Source organism: Absiella sp. AM09-50 (assembly GCF_003433845.1).
Taxonomy (GTDB): Bacteria; Bacillota_I; Bacilli_A; order Erysipelotrichales; family Erysipelotrichaceae; genus Hoskinsella; species Hoskinsella hominis.
This window is the reverse complement of sequence record NZ_QVFI01000019.1, coordinates 61,601-80,143: the sequence shown is the minus strand read 5'-3', so window position 1 is coordinate 80,143 and position 18,543 is coordinate 61,601. Positions and strand designations below refer to the sequence as shown.

19 protein-coding genes are annotated in these 18,543 nt (G+C 34.4%); 8 read left to right on the top strand and 11 right to left on the bottom strand.

Annotation, left to right across the window (positions count from 1 at the left end):
- The 7 genes from ulaG to DW114_RS14975 all read right to left on the bottom strand — a co-directional run.
- Positions 1-1,055: L-ascorbate 6-phosphate lactonase (gene ulaG, locus DW114_RS15005; RefSeq protein WP_117454554.1), on the bottom strand; the 1,055-nt coding region annotated here is incomplete at its 3' end.
- Positions 1,056-1,068: 13 nt separating this feature from the next.
- Entirely contained in the window at positions 1,069-2,307 is a 1,239-nt protein-coding gene (locus DW114_RS15000) for an aminotransferase class V-fold PLP-dependent enzyme (RefSeq protein ID WP_117454553.1), read from the bottom strand.
- Between the two features lie 59 nt (positions 2,308-2,366).
- Positions 2,367-2,666 carry a PTS sugar transporter subunit IIB gene (locus DW114_RS14995; protein WP_117454552.1) on the bottom strand — a complete coding sequence of 100 codons (300 nt, stop codon included), beginning with the start codon at positions 2,664-2,666 and terminating at the stop codon, positions 2,367-2,369.
- 49 nt (positions 2,667-2,715) lie between these two features.
- Positions 2,716-4,155, bottom strand: a complete 1,440-nt coding sequence (locus DW114_RS14990) for a hypothetical protein (protein WP_117454551.1) — start codon at positions 4,153-4,155, stop codon at positions 2,716-2,718.
- Positions 4,156-4,190: 35 nt separating this feature from the next.
- A complete protein-coding gene (locus tag DW114_RS14985; protein ID WP_117454550.1) occupies positions 4,191-5,546 on the bottom strand; it encodes a PTS transporter subunit IIC in 1,356 nt (451 codons plus the stop codon).
- Positions 5,547-5,796: 250 nt separating this feature from the next.
- A complete protein-coding gene (locus DW114_RS14980) occupies positions 5,797-6,627 on the bottom strand; it encodes a Cof-type HAD-IIB family hydrolase (protein ID WP_117454549.1) in 831 nt (276 codons plus the stop codon).
- Positions 6,628-6,631: 4 nt separating this feature from the next.
- The gene (locus DW114_RS14975; protein WP_117454548.1) at positions 6,632-7,351 is read right to left on the bottom strand and encodes a creatininase family protein; all 720 of its coding nucleotides are present in this window, start codon (positions 7,349-7,351) and stop codon (positions 6,632-6,634) included.
- Between the two features lie 213 nt (positions 7,352-7,564).
- On the opposite strand from DW114_RS14975, the gene DW114_RS14970 reads away from it, so the two are divergent.
- From DW114_RS14970 to DW114_RS14935, 8 genes are all read left to right on the top strand, one after another.
- The gene (locus DW114_RS14970) at positions 7,565-8,059 is read left to right on the top strand and encodes a hypothetical protein (protein WP_117454547.1); all 495 of its coding nucleotides are present in this window, start codon (positions 7,565-7,567) and stop codon (positions 8,057-8,059) included.
- A gap of 9 nt (positions 8,060-8,068) precedes the next feature.
- Positions 8,069-8,866: a DeoR/GlpR family DNA-binding transcription regulator gene (locus DW114_RS14965; RefSeq protein WP_117454546.1), complete on the top strand. Its 798-nt coding sequence runs from the start codon at positions 8,069-8,071 to the stop codon at positions 8,864-8,866.
- Positions 8,867-9,331: 465 nt separating this feature from the next.
- Positions 9,332-9,778: a hypothetical protein gene (locus DW114_RS14960; RefSeq protein ID WP_147322643.1), complete on the top strand. Its 447-nt coding sequence runs from the start codon at positions 9,332-9,334 to the stop codon at positions 9,776-9,778.
- A 147-nt stretch (positions 9,779-9,925) separates the two neighbouring features.
- Positions 9,926-10,390, top strand: coding sequence for a PTS sugar transporter subunit IIA (locus tag DW114_RS14955; RefSeq protein ID WP_117454544.1), 465 nt, complete (start codon positions 9,926-9,928; stop codon positions 10,388-10,390).
- Entirely contained in the window at positions 10,387-11,685 is a 1,299-nt protein-coding gene (locus DW114_RS14950; RefSeq protein WP_117454543.1) for a PTS sugar transporter subunit IIC, read from the top strand. Before DW114_RS14955 ends, DW114_RS14950 begins: the two co-directional genes overlap by 4 nt.
- A 19-nt stretch (positions 11,686-11,704) precedes the next feature.
- The gene (locus DW114_RS14945) at positions 11,705-12,019 is read left to right on the top strand and encodes a PTS sugar transporter subunit IIB (RefSeq protein ID WP_117454542.1); all 315 of its coding nucleotides are present in this window, start codon (positions 11,705-11,707) and stop codon (positions 12,017-12,019) included.
- 4 nt (positions 12,020-12,023) lie between these two features.
- A complete protein-coding gene (locus DW114_RS14940) occupies positions 12,024-13,517 on the top strand; it encodes a sulfatase (RefSeq protein WP_117454541.1) in 1,494 nt (497 codons plus the stop codon).
- Between the two features lie 34 nt (positions 13,518-13,551).
- Positions 13,552-14,532: a sugar-binding transcriptional regulator gene (locus tag DW114_RS14935; RefSeq protein ID WP_158552294.1), complete on the top strand. Its 981-nt coding sequence runs from the start codon at positions 13,552-13,554 to the stop codon at positions 14,530-14,532.
- Between the two features lie 241 nt (positions 14,533-14,773).
- Here DW114_RS14935 and DW114_RS14930 read toward each other — a convergent pair whose 3' ends face one another.
- The 4 genes from DW114_RS14930 to DW114_RS14915 form a co-directional block, all read right to left on the bottom strand.
- Positions 14,774-15,280, bottom strand: a complete 507-nt coding sequence (locus DW114_RS14930; protein ID WP_117454539.1) for a hypothetical protein — start codon at positions 15,278-15,280, stop codon at positions 14,774-14,776.
- A 162-nt stretch (positions 15,281-15,442) separates the two neighbouring features.
- On the bottom strand, positions 15,443-16,888 hold the full coding sequence (locus DW114_RS14925) for a glycoside hydrolase family 1 protein (protein WP_233511374.1): 1,446 nt from the start codon (positions 16,886-16,888) through the stop codon (positions 15,443-15,445).
- A 10-nt stretch (positions 16,889-16,898) separates the two neighbouring features.
- Positions 16,899-17,231 (bottom strand): PTS lactose/cellobiose transporter subunit IIA, encoded by a 333-nt coding sequence (locus DW114_RS14920; protein ID WP_117454537.1) that lies wholly within the window; start codon positions 17,229-17,231, stop codon positions 16,899-16,901.
- Positions 17,232-17,262: 31 nt separating this feature from the next.
- A complete protein-coding gene (locus DW114_RS14915) occupies positions 17,263-18,534 on the bottom strand; it encodes a PTS sugar transporter subunit IIC (protein ID WP_117454536.1) in 1,272 nt (423 codons plus the stop codon).
- Positions 18,535-18,543: the final 9 nt, after the last annotated feature.

Here is an 18,543-nt window from a genome sequence, read left to right as displayed (position 1 = left end):
AGAATTGATCTGAATGGAACGTTTGGTTCATCAGTAAAGCAATCTTCAAATCCTCTGCGATAGTGGAACTGGTATTTGTCTTTATCTGTTGGCCATACGTATTTTCCTCCAACATCCCAAATGAATGGGTGGAACTGATACTGTAATACATCTTTCTTATAGTTGTATAACATCATGATTTCCTGTGGATCTGCTTTGAAGTTTGTCCATACATCATAGTGGAATGGAATCACTACTTTACACTGTAATGCTTCTGCCATTCTTAAGATATCCACACTTGTCATCTTATCCTGGTTTCCGATTGGGTTTTCTCCATATGATCCTAACGCTACATCGATATCATAATCTTTTCCATGTTTTGCGTAATATGTGGAATAGTGAGAATCTCCACTGTGGTAAATGCTTCCTGCTGGTGTCTTAATGATATAGTTGACTGCTTTTTCATCCATATCTGTTGGGCATACGCCTCTGACATCCTCATCATTTGTAACTAAGCATGTTCTATCGAAGCTGTCCACAACGATGATTTCTGTATCTTTTACTTTTACAACATCGCCTGGTTTTACTGTGATACAACGTTCTGCTGGTACACCATAACTTAACCATTTTTCAACACTCTTTGCTGGTCCGATGAATGGTACATCGCCTTCACAGTTCTTTAATACTGCTGCTGCATAGAATGGATCGATGTGATCGTTGTGATAGTGTGTTGATAATACTGCGTCTACTTTTGTGACTGCGAATGGATCGTATACGATTGGCGCAGCTCTTAAGTTTGGCTGTGTCATACGTCCGCCTGTCATGTTTCTCATCTGGTGGAATGGTGCCATTTCTTTTGTTTTCTTTGTACGTTTACCATTTCCAAACCATAAGTCGATAGAGATGTTTGTGTCGTTTTCTGTTTTGATCCAAAGACCTGTACAGCCGATCCACCACATTGCGAATGTTCCTTTTTCTACTACTTCCTGATCGATTTCTTCATTCAGCCATGTTCCCCATTCTGGGAATGCGCCAAGAATCCATGATTCTCTTGTTATTTCATCTACTTTACTCATTATATTATATCTCCTATCCCTTGAATATTAATTCAAAGCAGTTTTTCTTTGTGGCATTTCTACATACTTCTAAGAATTTATCAATATCTTCTTTTGTGGTATAAAGATAAATACTAGCACGAATTGTGGAATAATCTTCTAATCGATCTACTAATAATTTTGAGCAATGTTGTCCTGTTCTAACTGCAATACCATGATGATTAAAATATTTAGCAACATCTAATCCAAAGATATCTTTTACATTAAATGTTATGATACCTGTTGTTGTATCGGGATTATAAAGCTTGATATGATCCATTTTCTTTAATTCAGAAATTGCATAATCGTGTAGTTCTACTTCATGTTGGTGTATGTTCTTCATGCCTAAAGTTTCTAAATATGTGATTGCGGCATCTAATCCGAAAATTGCTTCTAAAGGCTGTGTTCCTGCCTCAAATTTATATGGTGGCTGTTTTAATTGAATATTTCCACACATATCATAATTAGCATTACTGGCGCCACCTAAAAATAAGGTATCCATAGATTGTAAAAGTTCCATTTTTCCATAAAGTACACCTATGCCAGTTGGTCCACACATTTTATGTCCAGAAAATGCTAAAAAATCACAATCCATTTCTTGTACATCTGTAGGCAAATGTGGCACACTTTGGGCACCATCTACCAATACCAAAGCACCGTATCGATGGGCTACTTCGCAAATTTCTTTCATTGGCGCAATATAGCCTAATACATTTGTGATATGCGCTGTTACAATCATTTTAACATGTTCATCCATCATGGATGAAACAGCTTCAGCTGTTAATTCGCCTTTTTCATTTAAGGGAATGTATTTTAAAACAGCACCTTTTTCTTCTACAACACGCATCCAAGGCAAGATACAGGAAGCATGTTCAGCTTCTGTTGTTAATACAACATCACCTTTTTTTAAATGCTTTCTTCCATATCCATATGCTACCAGATTTAATGCGCCACTTGCTCCACTTGTAAATACGATTTCTCTTGTTTTTTTCGCATGAATAAAATCAGCTACATGTTTTCGTGCATGCTCAATACGTTCATCCACTAGATAACTGAAATCATAATCACCTCTATTTGCATTGGCACTATAATTTCTATAATAATCACATACGGCATCAATCACACTTTCTGGTTTTAATGTCGTCGCACAATTATCAAGAAATATATAAGGATGCTCTTGCATGTTTTTTTTCAACATCGGGAAATCTTTTCTTATATTATAGACATCGTACATAGTATCTCCTTCCCATATACAGAAAGCAGCGAAAGATGATCAATCGCTGCTTCCGTTCATTATTTCATTTCATTTGGAAAATGTTCTTTAATGGCATTGATCAATGTTTCTTTTACACCATCTAGATCTACCAAATTTTTTGTTTGTGCTAATACAGCATCAGTTGGTGGAAGCATAGAAGACCATTCTGGACTTGTTAATACTAAATCAGTATTAGAAAGATAAGCCAATGCTTCACCAAAAGCACAAGATTCTACTTCTGCATCAATATTATTTTCATCACAAATTTTTCTAACATTGATTTTTAAGATTGTACTTGTACCCATTCCATTACCACAAACACATAAGATTTTTAACATAAACGTTTCCTCCTTAGCCAATTTTGGTCTTTGTTTTATGTTATTTTAATTAAGCGATGACTGGTTCAATGCCCATCAGTTTAGCGAATTCTTCAAGGTCTTTTGTATAATCTCCATATACCCATGCATAGTGATGTCCGAAATCAGCTTCTTTTTCATGGAAATCTCTTGCATCAGCAACTTTGAATACAACAGCATGACGACATTCCTGAGTTAAGAAATCATCGCATCCTGTGATTTCACCTTTTGCAATCATCATCTTATCCATTCTAGGACTCATGTTGATCATTGTAATAGTTTCACCTTTATCTTTCGCAAAGTCATAGCGCATTGTTGCACCCCAGTTGCCCTTTGTGAAACTTACATAATCGATTGGAAGATCTGGTTCATCATAACCCTTCATTTTCTTAGTACAAACATCGTGCAGAATTCTCATTGTATTGTTTTCCATATCTTGTACACGAACCATACAGTTACCCATATGTGGAGATTTTCTAGCAATATTCATCAGAATTGCCAATGAGATAACAGAACCAACATCAGCTGCACAAGCTGCAGGAATTCCTTCGTCTTTTAATAGAGAGTTTGTTAAACAGAATGTTAAATGACGTTTATTCAATTCCATAGTTGCACACATTTCAAAGCAAGGAATTGTGAATGCACTACAGTTATAAAGATTTAACATCTTATTTACTGCCAAGTAGAAACGAACGTCGTTTACTACATTTTCAGCTGGCATGTGTACACCGTTTGCTTCAGTTACTAGTTTTTCTGCAATACGTTTTGCTTCTTCATTTTCTTCATCTGTAAATTCATCCATAATCTTAAAGAATTCTAATCCATTATAATTAAGGATTTCCATTCCAAAACGATCTGTAACATCCTGAAGATTGATAAATGAGCTTACACAACCAAATGATAATACATTGTTTCTCAATGCATACAATAATTTTGTATCTTTCAACGCTTTTCTAGCTTTTAATAAACGGAAAGTTCTATTTAAATCATCATAGTTTAATGCGTTATACATTTCATTAAAGCCTAATGCACGCATGTGTGCTGTAGCATCAATGCCGCCTAAACGAGAATATTTACTTGTTGATAATGGACAGAATGCCAATGGTTTATTGGTTCTCTTCGCAAGAATTGTTGATACATAAGATATAAGTCTTGTACCAGAAATTAAATATACATCTACTTCATCATTTCTTGAAGTTGCTTCTTCAACTGCTTCATCAGGAACTGCGAAATCTTCATGCCATTCGATGAATTTTGTATCTAGTAATTCAACATATCTGTGATCAACATATTTAGCAATATCATCATTGAAGTTTGCTAAATCTTTTTGAGCTGCGTTATAATCAAATTCGTAACTCAATTCTTCTCCACACCCATAACGACAAGGCCCCATAAATGCGTGTTTGTGCATTAGGCTGACAAACACTGGCTGTACTACTAATTTTTCATTAACTTTACTGTTTTTATGCATAATGTTACCTCCTATTAATATTTATATCTGTAGGCTTATGCTCCTACTGGTATACCTAACATTGATCCAATAGCTTTTAAGATTCCGATGATTGCTACCCATACAGTTGCATAGTCTGCACTACCTTGCCACCATGATAAGCCAGTCATCTGAACAGCTAACATAGAACCGAAAATCTGAACAAAACCGTTCAAAGTACAAATAACACCAGCTGCTTTCCATCCACCAAATTTATTAGCGAAGATTGCAATTGTTGCGTTATCGAAGAACAATGGAATAAATCCAGGAATTAAGAAGATTGGAGTCTTAAATACGATCAATCCTAATAATCCAAGAACCTGTCCAACAGTACCAAATACAAGACCTAATACAACTGATTTAGGTGCGAAAGCGAAAGTTGCTGCACAGTCTACACCAGCTACTGCACCAGGTAATAATTTTTCAGAAATACCTTTGAATGACATCATAATTTCACCAACAAACATACGTACACCAGCTAACAGTACATAGATGTTTGCTGTTAATGTAATTGTAATCCAGAATAGGAATACAAGATTGTTTGTTAAACCAGCTTGTGCTAAACCTTCAGGTCCACGCAGCCAGTCAATATTTTTAGATCCAATAACCAAGAAGATAATTGCGACTGACAAGAACATTACCAATGCTGTTGCGATAACGTTATCCTGTAGGATATTTAATGAAGCAGGTAATTTCTTCTTTTCAATATCGTCTTTCTCAGGGTTTCCAATAAATGGAGCCACTTTATAAGCGATATAACTTGCAAACATCTGCTGGTGAGCAACTGTGAAGTCTGCGCCAGTAATCAAATGTGTTGGTTTTATCAACATTGTTGAGAAAATTCCCCAATATAATGCTGTAATAATTGAAGCAATAATAATGGTTGGAATCATACCAGTACCTAAGAACTTCCATACGATGTAAGTTGAGATACCTGCCTGTACGATCATTGCATTTCCAGTTAAATATACAGCTCTGATTTTTGTATATTTACGTAAAGCAACAAAGATTAAGTTTAAGATAAATGCCACAAGTAATGTATAAATTCCCCAGCTAGCTCCTGTTCCTGAGCCTAGTATTGCATCCATTTTTTCATATGCGGCAGTCATTGTAGGATAAGTGTTAAGTCCGGCACCAGTAATTCCTGTAGCAGTTTGTATTGCGACAATCAGCTTATTGAAGTTCGCAATCAAAGCACCAGAACCCATACCCATAACGATAATACCAATTGCTGCTTTTAATGCTCCTGTTAATGCTTTTGAAAATTTCTGATTCATTGCCAGGTAACCGATTAATACGATTAAACCAATCAAGATAAACGGTTGACCGAATATCTGTTTTAACAACAAATCTAATAACCAATTGAAATCCATTTTGTTTCTCCTTCCTCATTTTGAGCGACAGGTCTTATTATAGAATTTTTTATATCAAACTATTCATATTTTCCTGCCTTGTTGATAGCGCTTGCAAACACTTTACGATTAGATTATGCGCTGTAATAAGCAATTCGTCAATAAAATTTTACGAATATTGTTCATTTTATACGAATTTTATCGCCTGTTTTGTCTGTTTTTTATTTTTTATGTACATTTTTATGCATGTTCTCATGAAATCAAACATTTATCAAAATATGTTATGTTTGATATATTCTGACACACCATCTTCATCATTAGATAGTGTAAAATCCGTTGCTGCTTTTTTAACATTTTCACTTGCATTCGCCATAGCAACACTATGTTTAGCACAAGCAAACATACTTAAGTCATTATCGTAATCTCCAAATACAATAACATTTTCATCAGTAATATTCATTGCTTTTTTTATTGCTTCTATACCAGAATATTTAGATACTTCAGGATGAAATACACCCATTAATCCATACCCTGTACTTTCATTTTTTACATGATCTAGTTTTGAAACATAGTCAGAAAATGCGCTTAATCTATCTGGCTCATCATATGCTACGATTTTGATTACATCTTTTATGAAATCATGACACCCAGTTAACTCAATTGGAGTTGCTGGTAATTTAATTGGATATCCCTTGCTTTTTGCTAATGCTTCATAATCTGTTATTCTTTTCATTAAAACTTCACTGTCTTTCACATAATACATATGATCTGTTGTATAAGTCATTGCCACCATATCGTGTTCATACAAATACTCATAAATTTTTTCTTTAACACCATCATCTAAACATTCTTTATATAAAATTTCTCCATCTATTGATTTCACATAAGCCCCATTGCATGATAATAAATAATCAGCACCACCAATTGCTTCAGAATAAACAGACATCATCTGATCATAACGCCCACTTGCATAACATACACATATACTTCTTTGCTTTGCTTCTTTTAACGTATCAATACTTGCCTTTGTCAATTCTTTTTTGCTGTTTAACAAAGTGCCATCTAAATCACATACAATTAATTTTATTTTATCGTTTTTCATATTTTTACTCCTCTTCTAAAATAATTTCTAAATCTTTTTTTAATTTGCAAATTATCTGTTCATAAATTTTTCTGCCTTTTTCTTTTGTTGCTATAGCAGGATTTCCAAAGGCTCCTGATTTGTTAAAATTGCGCCAACTATCCCCGCGAAGCTGTTGTTTCCTATTTGCACCTTGATCTTCTACTACTGCTTTCGTCAAATCTACATCTTTTTCATTCAAATACAACATCAAAGAAGTTTCCAGTTCTCCTGCATGCCAAATACCATTTGGTAAAGATGAGTCAAGTAAGTAAGAAACATCTTTATCAATGTTTGGGTAAGATAAAATATATATTTCTTGAAATCCATCTTCCTTTATTTGCCTTTGTATCTTTTTTAAGCAACTTAAATTTCCATTATGGAATGAATATAAAATTACTTTTGACACTTTCGCACGCATCATACTTTTTACAACCTCTTCACCATACATCATCAACACATCTTCATTTATTGAAACAGTACCTTCATAATCTTTAGCAGACCATACCTGTCCAAATGTTATTGCTGGATAATGATGTATCTTAAAATCCTGTTCTAAAGACTCCACTATTGCATTCATAATTTGTGTGTCTGTATCCATGGGAAGATGATAACCATGTTCTTCTACCGAACCAAACAGTAACATAACTGGCTGTCCTGTAAGTTTTTCTTTTGCATTTTTCCAACTAACTTTTGATAAATCCATTTTACAACCTCCTTTTCTGCTAACCTCCAAAATATTGTTAGCTCTTACATTTTTTATATCATATCATTCATTTAATTCAATGTTTTTTAGGAACACTTGTGCGTTTTTATGGATTTTTTAGTATTTAATAGGTGTTTTAATTCATTTTATGATTGTTTTATACCATTCAGCGTGGTATCATGACCATAGAAGCAATCAAATGGAGGTGCGATCATGTACTATTTAAATTTATTAATTTCAATTCTACTAATTTTAGGATGTTTTTATATCCTTTACATGGTCATTAAACGAAACAAAAAAATTCTAGTGAAAGGTCATGATGATATCTTTACAATTGCCTTAATCATGTTTTTTGTAATTATCATATTTCCAATCACAGAAAAAATCACGCTTATGGAAATTGTAAGAAACATTTGTGTGTACACATTCCTATTTTCAACATTTGCAATTAGAAGAGGCATTAGTGATAATGGTTTTGAAAAAGTCTTTTTTACTATTTCTTGGAATACTGTGGATAAAATTGAAGTATCTGTTTGTCAACAGTCTAAATTTCAAGTGGTTTGCTACAGTAAAAATCATCACTTTAAACTGATTTTTAGAAACATGCAATTAAAGAGAGTTATGTGGGAGCTGGATAAACACTGTAAAAATATTCAGATTGAAAAAGCTTTACAGGATATGATTATAAAAAGTGGGAAAGCTAAATAAGGTACACATATGAAAACAAAAAATATTCTTGTTGCTTCACGTAGAAAATCAGTTTTAAAGGAAGTTCAAGCAAAGATAGAAGTATCCGTTGACGATTTAGCTGAACAATTTCAAGTTTCCCCTTTAACGATACGGCGGGATTTGCAATATTGGGAAGATAAAGGTCTTGTCCATCGATTTTATGGTGGTGCTAAAATCATTCAACATTTAGAAAGTAAAGATCCTACAAAATCAAATGAGCCATATAAACATGCTATCGCTAAATATGCGGCACAATATGTTGAAAATGGTGATACTATTTTCATTAATACCAGTTCTACTGCATTACTTGTATTGAAGTATATACGAGGAAAAAGAGTCACAGTGATTACCAACAATGGAAAAGCAATTTTTATGGAACATGATCCTTTAGTTTCTATCGTATTAAGTGGTGGTGAGCTACGTATTCCTAAAGAGTCTATGGTTGGAGATTTTGCTCTTACGAATTTGCATCGTGTTACCGCAAACAAATGCTTTTTAGGATGTAGTGGCTTTGATATACACACAGGTATGAGTACCGCTGTTTTACATGAAGTATCAATTAATGAAATGATGATTAATCAATGTAAAGGTGAAATATTTTTATTAGCTGACAGTACAAAAATTGGCACCATACATCAATTCATTATTGCTGATGCAAGTGCCTTTCAATATGTCATTACGGATAATCGTGTTAATAAAGATATATTGGAAGAATTTCATGAATATGGTTTAAATGCAGTAGGATTGCCTCCTTTCTATAATTATGATGAAAAAGATAAATCTTAAAAGCTTGATAAATAATCCAAATTTAGGTAATACTATAGATAATTTCTATAGTGAGCCATAAGCAAACGATGTATGAACACACATGTTTGTCCATATGCTTAATGAATGACTATTTCCCAATAATATAAGTTCATTGACAGAAATTTCCTTTCCTTATGCTAATTTTACTATTTCTGATTGTGTAGACATCGTATTGTTTATCTATCATCTTTAAACTTTTAAAGATGTAAAACAGACTGGTCTAAAAAAGCCAGTCTGTTTTTTCAGTAAAAACACATAAAAATGCACATATGTGCATTTTTTTATTATATTTTCATCGTTATTTGTGCGCATTTGTCCTTTTTTCTGCAATTTTGTTCGCTCTATTGAGAGTATATGAGAATTTGATTAATATAAAATCAGTAAAGAAAGGCTGTGAAAATTATGATCATTGTTATTATATTTTCCGTATTAGGACTGTTTATTATGTCAAAAAGAGTCCATCAAAGCATTTTGGTAAACAAAACCATTAAACAACGTTTAACACAAAAACCGCAATTATATTGTGTAAGAGGAAGCTGGTTCTCTATTCTCAGTTTCGTATTACTATGTATTATTGGCTGTATTCTCGCCATCGTGAATATTAATAATCCTTCTATGACTGGTCTTGGTATAATGATAACTCTTATCAGTATTGGCGAATTAATCAATGCAATCACCATCAATTCCTTCTACTATGATGATAAAGGATTTTACTTTTATCATAAATATTTCAAGTTTAAACAAGTAAAAGAAATCAAAAAAGTAAAAGGTATGTTTGGATTAATCGATATGTATAGCGTAGAAACCAAAAGCGGAGATTTATTTTCTATAAGTTCTGCTGCATATCCAGTATTAGAAAAGAAAGTAAAGAGCACTATTTCAAAAGGCTAAATAATAAAAAATGTGCAAGTTGCAGAAAACGTAAGAAACAGTTTCTGCACATATGTGCAATAATTTCTAAATCATTGACATTTGTGTAAAACAGAGGGTATTTTATAAATGTGAAGCGCTTACACATACCGATGGAAGGAGAAAGAAATGGAAAGAAAACTAATTGAAAAGGATTTTATTCAGACAATGGATCATGTGGACACATGGAAAGAAGCAATCAGAATTGCCGCAAAACCATTGCTGGAACACCAATGTATACAAGAATCATATATTGATGCAATGATTCAGACTGTGATAGACTTAGGATCTTATATCGTTATCGCTCCTGATATCGCAATGCCTCATGCAAGAAGTGAAGGCAGAGTTTTAAAAAATTCCATTAGTATTCTAAAACTGGAAAAACCTGTCTATTTTGATTCAGATGAAGCCAGCAAGGCAACCTTCATCATGCCGATTGCCTGCGTAGATAACGAAAATCATTTAACTATGTTAGCCAAAGTCGCTGAAATCTTAGGTGATCCAGATACAATGGAAAAAATTCTACATACAAATGATGCAGAGAAACTATATGAAATGTTTGAAACACTAACATTTGAGGAGGAAACACAATGAGTGGATTTTTTAAATTCTTAGTTAATGATTTCCTTACAGAACCAGTTATCCTGATAGGATTATTGATCTGTATTGGATACATTTTAAACAAAGAAAAACCAGTTAAAATTATTACAGGAACCATCAGTGCCATGGTTGGTATTCAAATGGTCATCTTCGGTGGAACACAATTCAGTAATATCTTCAAACCAATTACGACCGCAGTCGCAAATTCATTTGGAATTCAAGGTTATATCATGGATTCCTATGCAATGAAATCTACTACACAGGAAGCATTAGGAAATGCATTCGGACTTGTTGGATATGTATTCTTAATCGCATTCGCAGTAAACTTATTACTGGTATGGCTTGGTAAATATACCAAAGCAAAAGGTGTATTCTTAACTGGTAATGCTGGTATTGCACATTCTCAGGCAATCTTATGGTTAGTCATCGCAGTACTTGGCGTTTCAGGATCAACCGCTGTCATCATCTCTGGTATCTTAGTTGGTATCTATTGGGCATTCTCAACAACACTTGCTTATAAAACAATTGATGATGTTACCGGTGGCGCTGGATTTACAGTAGGACACAATCAGCAGATTGGTATCTGGTTCTTCGGTAAAATCGCAAAATTCTTTGGTAATCCTGAACAGGACGCAGAAAACTTAAAACTTCCTGGATGGTTATCCATCTTCAACAATAACGTAACATCTGTCGCATTGATCATGGCAGTGTTCGTAGGTGCCTTCATGTCACCATTAGGCATTAGTGGTATTCAAGAACTTGCAGGTAAACAGCACTGGTTTAATTTCATTATTTTAACAGGTATCAATTTCTCTATGGATATGGTCATTCTGTTAACTGGTGTTCGTATGATGTGTGGTGAATTAACTGGTGCATTCAAAGGTATTCAAGAAAAACTTGTGCCAAACGCTGTCCCAGCAATCGATGTAGCTGCCATGCTGCCTTTCTCACCAAACGCCGCAACTTTAGGTTTTATCTTCACTACCATTGGTACTGTTCTGGCAATGTTAATTCTGCTTGCAACACATAGTACAGTTATGGTTTTACCTGGATTTACACCTTTATTCTTCAGTGGTGGTCCTATTGGTATCGTCGCAAACAAATATGGTGGAGTAAAATCTATCATCGTATGCTCTATATTATTAGGTTTCATTCAGACATTTGGTACTATTTGGGCAATCCACTTAATGATGTATCCACAAGGTGCAGGTTGGTCTGGTATGTTTGACTTCTCAACATTCTGGCCTGCAGTCACAGAAGTAATGAAATTTATCGGTAATTTATTTTAATAACTAGGAGGTAATCGATATGAAAGACAAAGTACATGTATTATTCGTTTGTGGTTATGGTGTAGGAAGCAGCGCCATTTCTGAAAGTATTGTAAAGAAAGCATTAGTCGCAGAAGGTATTAACGCTGAAGTAAAACATACAGCTGTTGGAGAAATGCCTTCCATGAAGGACTGGACAGATATCATTGCAATATCCACAAAGCTTGCGGAAGGTGTTACATTTCAGCCAGAAGAACACGTAATCAAAGTCGTAAATATTATGGATGGTAAAGGTATTGCGGCTTCCATTAGTAAGATCGTTGATGAATACTTCCCTGATGCCCGAGTAAAATAGGCCTATGAAAGCAATCATAGTATTTTACGATAGCTTAAATAGAAGATATCTTCCAAATTATGAACCTGATTGCGAAACAATCGCACCAAACTTTCTTCGATTAGGAGAACACGCAGTTACTTTTGATCAATCTTATGTTGGCAGTATGCCTTGTATGCCAGCTCGTCGTGAGCTGCATACAGGACGTCACAACTTCTTACATAGAGAATGGGGACCTCTGGAACCATTTGATGATTCTATGCCAGAAATCTTAAAGAAAAATGGCGTTTACACTCACTTAATTAGTGATCATCTTCACTATTGGGAAGATGGCGGATGCACCTACCATAACCGCTACAGTTCCTGGGAGATTGTACGTGGTCAGGAAGGGGATCATTGGAAAGGCTGTGTTGGTGATGTCGATATACCACCTGTTGTTTTTACACCAACAAAACAAGATGGCACAGGCGTTGCCAGTGGTTGGAAATATGATTGGGTCAATCGTGAATATATCAAAGATGAGAAACAGTTCCCTTCTTCACAAGTATTTGATTTAGGCTGTGAATTTATTGAAAAGAATCATAAAGAAGATAACTGGCTGCTTCAAATTGAAACCTTTGATCCACATGAACCATTCTTCTCACCTGATAAATATCAAGAGTTATATCCTGAAGAATACGAAGGAAAACACTTTGACTGGCCACGTGGAAAAGTCACACAAAGTGAAGAAGAAATAGAACATTGTAAACATCAGTATCGTTCTTTGGTATCCATGTGTGATCACCACTTAGGACGTGTACTTGATCTTATGGATCGCTATGATTTATGGAAAGATACCATGTTGATCGTTGGTACTGATCATGGCTTCCTGTTATCGGAACATGGCTACTGGGGTAAAAACCAGATGCCTTACTACAATGAAATCGCAAATACGCCAATGTTTATATGGGATCCTAAACACCCAGTGAAAGATGTACATCGAAATTCTCTTGTACAATTGATTGACTGGGCACCAACCATTTTGGATTACTTCAATCTGCCAATTCCTCAGGATATGCAAGGACATATCTTATCCGATGTGATTACAGAGGATAAACCAGTACGTGAGGCCGCAATCTATGGTGTATTTAGTGGACATGTAAATGTCACTGATGGTCATTACACCTATATGCGTGCAGCACTTCCAAAACGGGCGAACGATATTTATAATTACACACTCATGCCAGTCTACATGACAAGGCGGGTTCCTGTTTCCCAATTACAGGAAGCCACCTTACAGGAACCATTTCCTTTCACAAAGCTATGCAAAACTTTAAAGATTCCTGCCAATGATAAATACCGCGTTGCCCATTTTGGAAACCTGCTGTTTGATAATGTAAATGATCCTGGTCAACTGCAGCCACTTCATAACGAGGAAGTTGAAAATCAGATGATTCAGAAAATGATCAAACTTATGAAAGAAAATGATTGTCCAAGCGAACAATACCATCGACTTGATTTAGAAAAACACCTGCGATAACCACAGGTGTTTTGCGCTACACATGGAGGTAAATATGAGAAATAATGATGAGAATGCCGGTATTATGGCAGAAGTAGCTTCTTTATATTTTGAAAGAGGATTAAGTCAGCAGGAAATTGCGGACCGCCTGTTTTTTTCACGTTCTAAAGTATCACGATTGTTATCAAAAGCGATCGAAGAAAAGGTAGTGGAAATTAAAATCAACTATCCTATGGAGCGTGTTTTCCGTCTAGAAAATGAATTGAAAAATATCTATCAGTTAAAAGATGTTATTGTCGCAAAGGATTATGGTACCAGTTTTGAAATGTTGATGAAACGTGTCACACAAATGGCTGCACAGCATCTCGACAGTATTTTGGAAATCCATACGCCAATTGGCATTACCTGGGGTGAAACAGTATATCATGTAGTGGAAGAAATTAAACCAACAAGCAAGAAACATATCAATGTTATCCAGCTGATGGGCACTACAGAAAGCAATAATAACTCCGCTTATAATACCCCTGAATTAATACGTACACTGGTAGATAAATATGAAGGCAGTTTCTCTCAGATTTACTCTCCTCTTGTGGTAGAAAATGATATCATTCGTGACAGTCTTGCGAAGGAGCCAATTATTCAACGCGTACTTAATGAAGCAAGAGATGCAAAAGTTGTATTAACAAGTGTTGGTGAGTTGTATAACAGCAAGACAAAAGCATGGGAAAGCACACTGACACCAGAGGTAAAGAAAAAGCTGGTACAAGAAGGTGTCGTTGGTGTTTTATTGGCCCATTTTATTAAGATGGATGGCAGTCTTGCCGATCCGGAATTAGATAAAAAAGTAATAGGAATTTCCTTGGATGATCTTCAGAATATCGAAAATGTAGTTGCTGTGGCAGTAGGTACCAAGAAAGCAAAGTGCTTGTTTGGTGCATTAAATGGTGGATATATCAATACATTGATTATTGATGAATTACTCGCCAGAGATGTCTTGAAATTATATTATAAATATCGTGATAAATCCCTTGAATAAAGGGATTTTATTAATTCAGTTATAACTTAGTTAGTTACAACTGAGTTATTTTTTTGTTGTGAATACTGAACAACGTGAAGCTATATTAAAACTAAAAGAAGAATTGATTTCTGTAGAGGAACAACGATTATATGGTGGAAAAAAGTATACCTTGGAAGATGTTGTAAATAACTGACGAAATAATTATAGTTCATAAAAAGATTCCAAACGTATAAAATGTGCAGATATCCTCTGCACATTTTCATTGGAAAATAGATTCAAATATTGTTGAGATTTCCTTCATGTTCTTTTCGTTGAATTTTTCATCTTCATCTTGTGGTTTTACTAAAAAACCATGATAATGAGAAACTGAATTTTCTAAACTAAAATAGTTGAATATTTCAACGCCTTCACCTGCTACATTTACTCTTGTAAGTTTCAAATCTCCAGCAGGTAAATGAAGTGTTTTTGTATCTGTGATATTTTTATCAGTTAAGTCTTTTTCTTTTCCATCAATATAAAATTCCATATGATATGTATCAAATTGCAGTCTGATTTCATAATATGGCCGCTTCAGAAATCCTTGTACTTTACTGATTTGACTTTGATCAATATCTTCAAGATTTAAATGATATTTCTCACACAACGTTGGCACAGTGATATCACTCCTACCTTTTTTATCAAAAATGATGGCTTGTATAATGGTGATGCCAATGAGGATGATGAGTATAGATAGTAGTGCAATTTTGATTCCCTTATGCTTTTTCATGTCCATATCTCCTAACTTTTTTCATAAATTATCTTGATTTTAAAGCGATGTTTTTGATATTGGCTCTATCTAATTTCATCATAACATAACGATAAATAATGAACAAGAATATATCATTTAAAAGTCAAAAAACATCCTCAAAGAGAATGTTTTCTTCAATATCTAATCAATCATACCATTTTTTTTAATTAATGACTGATACCAATAGAATGATGCTTTAGGATAGCGTTGATACGTTCCATTTCCAAAATCATCTTGATCATTATAAATAAAACCATAACGCTTTTTCATTTCACTTGTTCCAGAAGATACCATATCGATTGGCGACCATGCACAATAGGCAAATACCTCTACACCATGTTGTATCGCTTTTTGTATTGCCTTTATGTGTTCTTGGATATAATCAATACGATAATCATCCTGAATAATATGATTTTCAGGTAGTTCTTCAATTTGCCCAAAACCATTTTCTGCAATCATTAAAGGCTTTTCATAGCGATCCCAATAGCGAAGGAAACCATCATATAACCCTAAAGGATTTATGGTCCATCCCCATGGATTAGCTTTCAAGTATGGGTTCAGTTGAGAATCCCCAATGGCCATAGAGTTTTTATCAGCACTGACAACATTAGAATTATAATAACTAATCGCAAGGAAATCTAATGTATGACGCACAATCAATTCCAATTCATCTTGATTCATTTCAATATCAATGCCATTATCTTTGAAATAACGAATGGCATATCCTGGATACTTACCACGCAATTGTACATCTGAATAAAAATACATTGTCATTTGATTTTTCTCAGTCGCAAAGCTTACATCTTCTGGCTTACAAGTCATAGGATTCACAAGGAAATCCGCTAACATTGCGCCAAATTTAAAGCTAGGATTTATCTTTACACCAATTTCTTTTACTTTCGCACATGCGATAAATTTATGGTGTACTCCCTGATACTTAATTTTATCAAGATCTGTGACAGTATCCTTGATAACGCCAATTGAACTTAAACCAACTCTTGTAAGATTAATCTGATTGACTGGTATCCAATATGTTACTTTATCTTTAAATCTTTTCATTACAACTGTGGCATATTCAACATATAAATCAATCACTTTTTTACTCATAAAGCCATTATATTTTAATGCTAAATCTACTGGCATATCATCATGGTATAAGGTCACAATCGGTTCAATTTGTCGTTCTTTTAACATATCCAAAATATGTTCATAAAACTGTAATCCTGTTTCACTTACTTCCTGTTCCGCACCATTTGGATAGATTCTGGCCCAGCTGATAGAGAAGCGAAAACATTTGATTCCCATTTCTGTAAGCAGCTTTATATCTTCCTGATATGTTTCATAAAAGTTAATTCCCTGTTTTTTGGGAAAGTAATATTGGTCTGGATGTTGTAGACGATCTAATATTTCTTGTTTACTTAAATCACCCTTTACTTTAGATGTATCATTCGGGTTATAATCTTGCAAATCCGCAACCGTGATTGCTCTGTCTTTTGCACCTTCTGCCTGTTTGGCACTGATGGCTACACCCCAAAGAAAATCTTTAGGAAAGCTATCTTTTATACAATCTTTGTAAATATCATTCATACGCATAACTTTATCTATCTTTCTGCTTATAAAAGCTCTCAAATACAAGAATCATCTTTTCTGCAAGATTCACTTCACTCATAATGGTCATCAATGTATCTTGTGCGTGTGTAAACAATAAACAAGATTCATAATGTACACCAGCGGCTTCCTTTTGTATAATTTCTGTTTGTTCCTGATGTGCTTTTGTGATTTCAATTCTTGCTTCTGCTATTTTGTTTTTTGCTTCTTCAAATTGGAATGCTGCAACATCATCCATCGCTTCATTTGCTTTTGTTCTGGCATTCCCTGCTTTCATGATGATTTTCATGGAAACAGGTATTAATATATTGTTTTCATCCATTAAAACTCTTCCTTTCTATAACCAATCCTGCTTATGCATTCTTTTCTTGTTCTTCTTTTACCAATTGCTTATCATACTTCATTAAGAATGGATACCAAATCAATGTATAAATGGCAAATAATACAAAGAACCATAAGAATGCTCTCATATCATCCGTTGTTAACCATGTACAAATTGGAGCCGGAATACGTGAAATATTGTTTACACCTGCTGGGATGTTTAAGAATCCTGCACTCATGATAAACCATACAACTAATGCGCCAACAATAGAATTCATCCACATAGGAATCATCAATAATGGATTAAATACAATTGGTGCACCATATACCAATGGCTCATTGATATTAAATATGGAAGGTCCTAAACAAATTTTTCCCATTGTTTTTAGTTTCTTTGATTTACATTTAAACAACATTAAGAAATTAAGTGGCAATGTACCACCTAGGCCTCCCATTGCGATCAAAGCAGTCGTAAATATCGTTTCAGTTGTGACAATATTTATTGGTTGTCCACCTGCTAATGCAAGTTCGGCATTCGCCGCAATTCCAGCCATCAAAATTGGTTTTACGATAGCATTTAAAGACCATGCAGAAATACCTACGGAATAAAGCAATACATATAAGAAACAGATAATCACAAAACCTGGTAAAGACTGACCAATATTTACAACTGGCTGGAATACCATATTAATAAATGCGACTAAATCGAAATTAATTGTGAATACTGTAATACCAAACAATAGATAAATAAATGTCATAGGGATAATATTATTGATCCACTCGCAAACAAAATCCGGCATTGTTGCACTATTTTCTAATACATGTAATTTCGCATAAAGGTGGAAAACAATCATGACAACCAATGCGACAATAATTGCGATAAATAATCCACTACCACCTAAGAAATTGATATCTGTAATCGTTAATTCCATTTTTCCAGTTTCTGCATTTTTCAACAGAGTTGCCATAGATGGACATAATGCCATCACAAAAACAGTTAAAGAAGTAAGACCCGCTGTAATAGTATATTTAGGATGATCAAGTTCTACCATGCCAAAATAGGCTACCATAAAAGATACGATTAATGACATCATGCCAAAACTGAATGTATTCACAAAGCTCATATCTGGTAAAGCTGGAATATATCTTACAAATACATTGTATATAGAAACAACGGATCCAACTAAGATAAATGGTAATATTTTTTGCATTGCACTTGCGACAGCACTAATCCATGGATTTGCAAATATCTTTTGCATCCCGGGTGCCAACTTGTCTGTAAACCAACTCATTATTGCATTCATATTTTATCC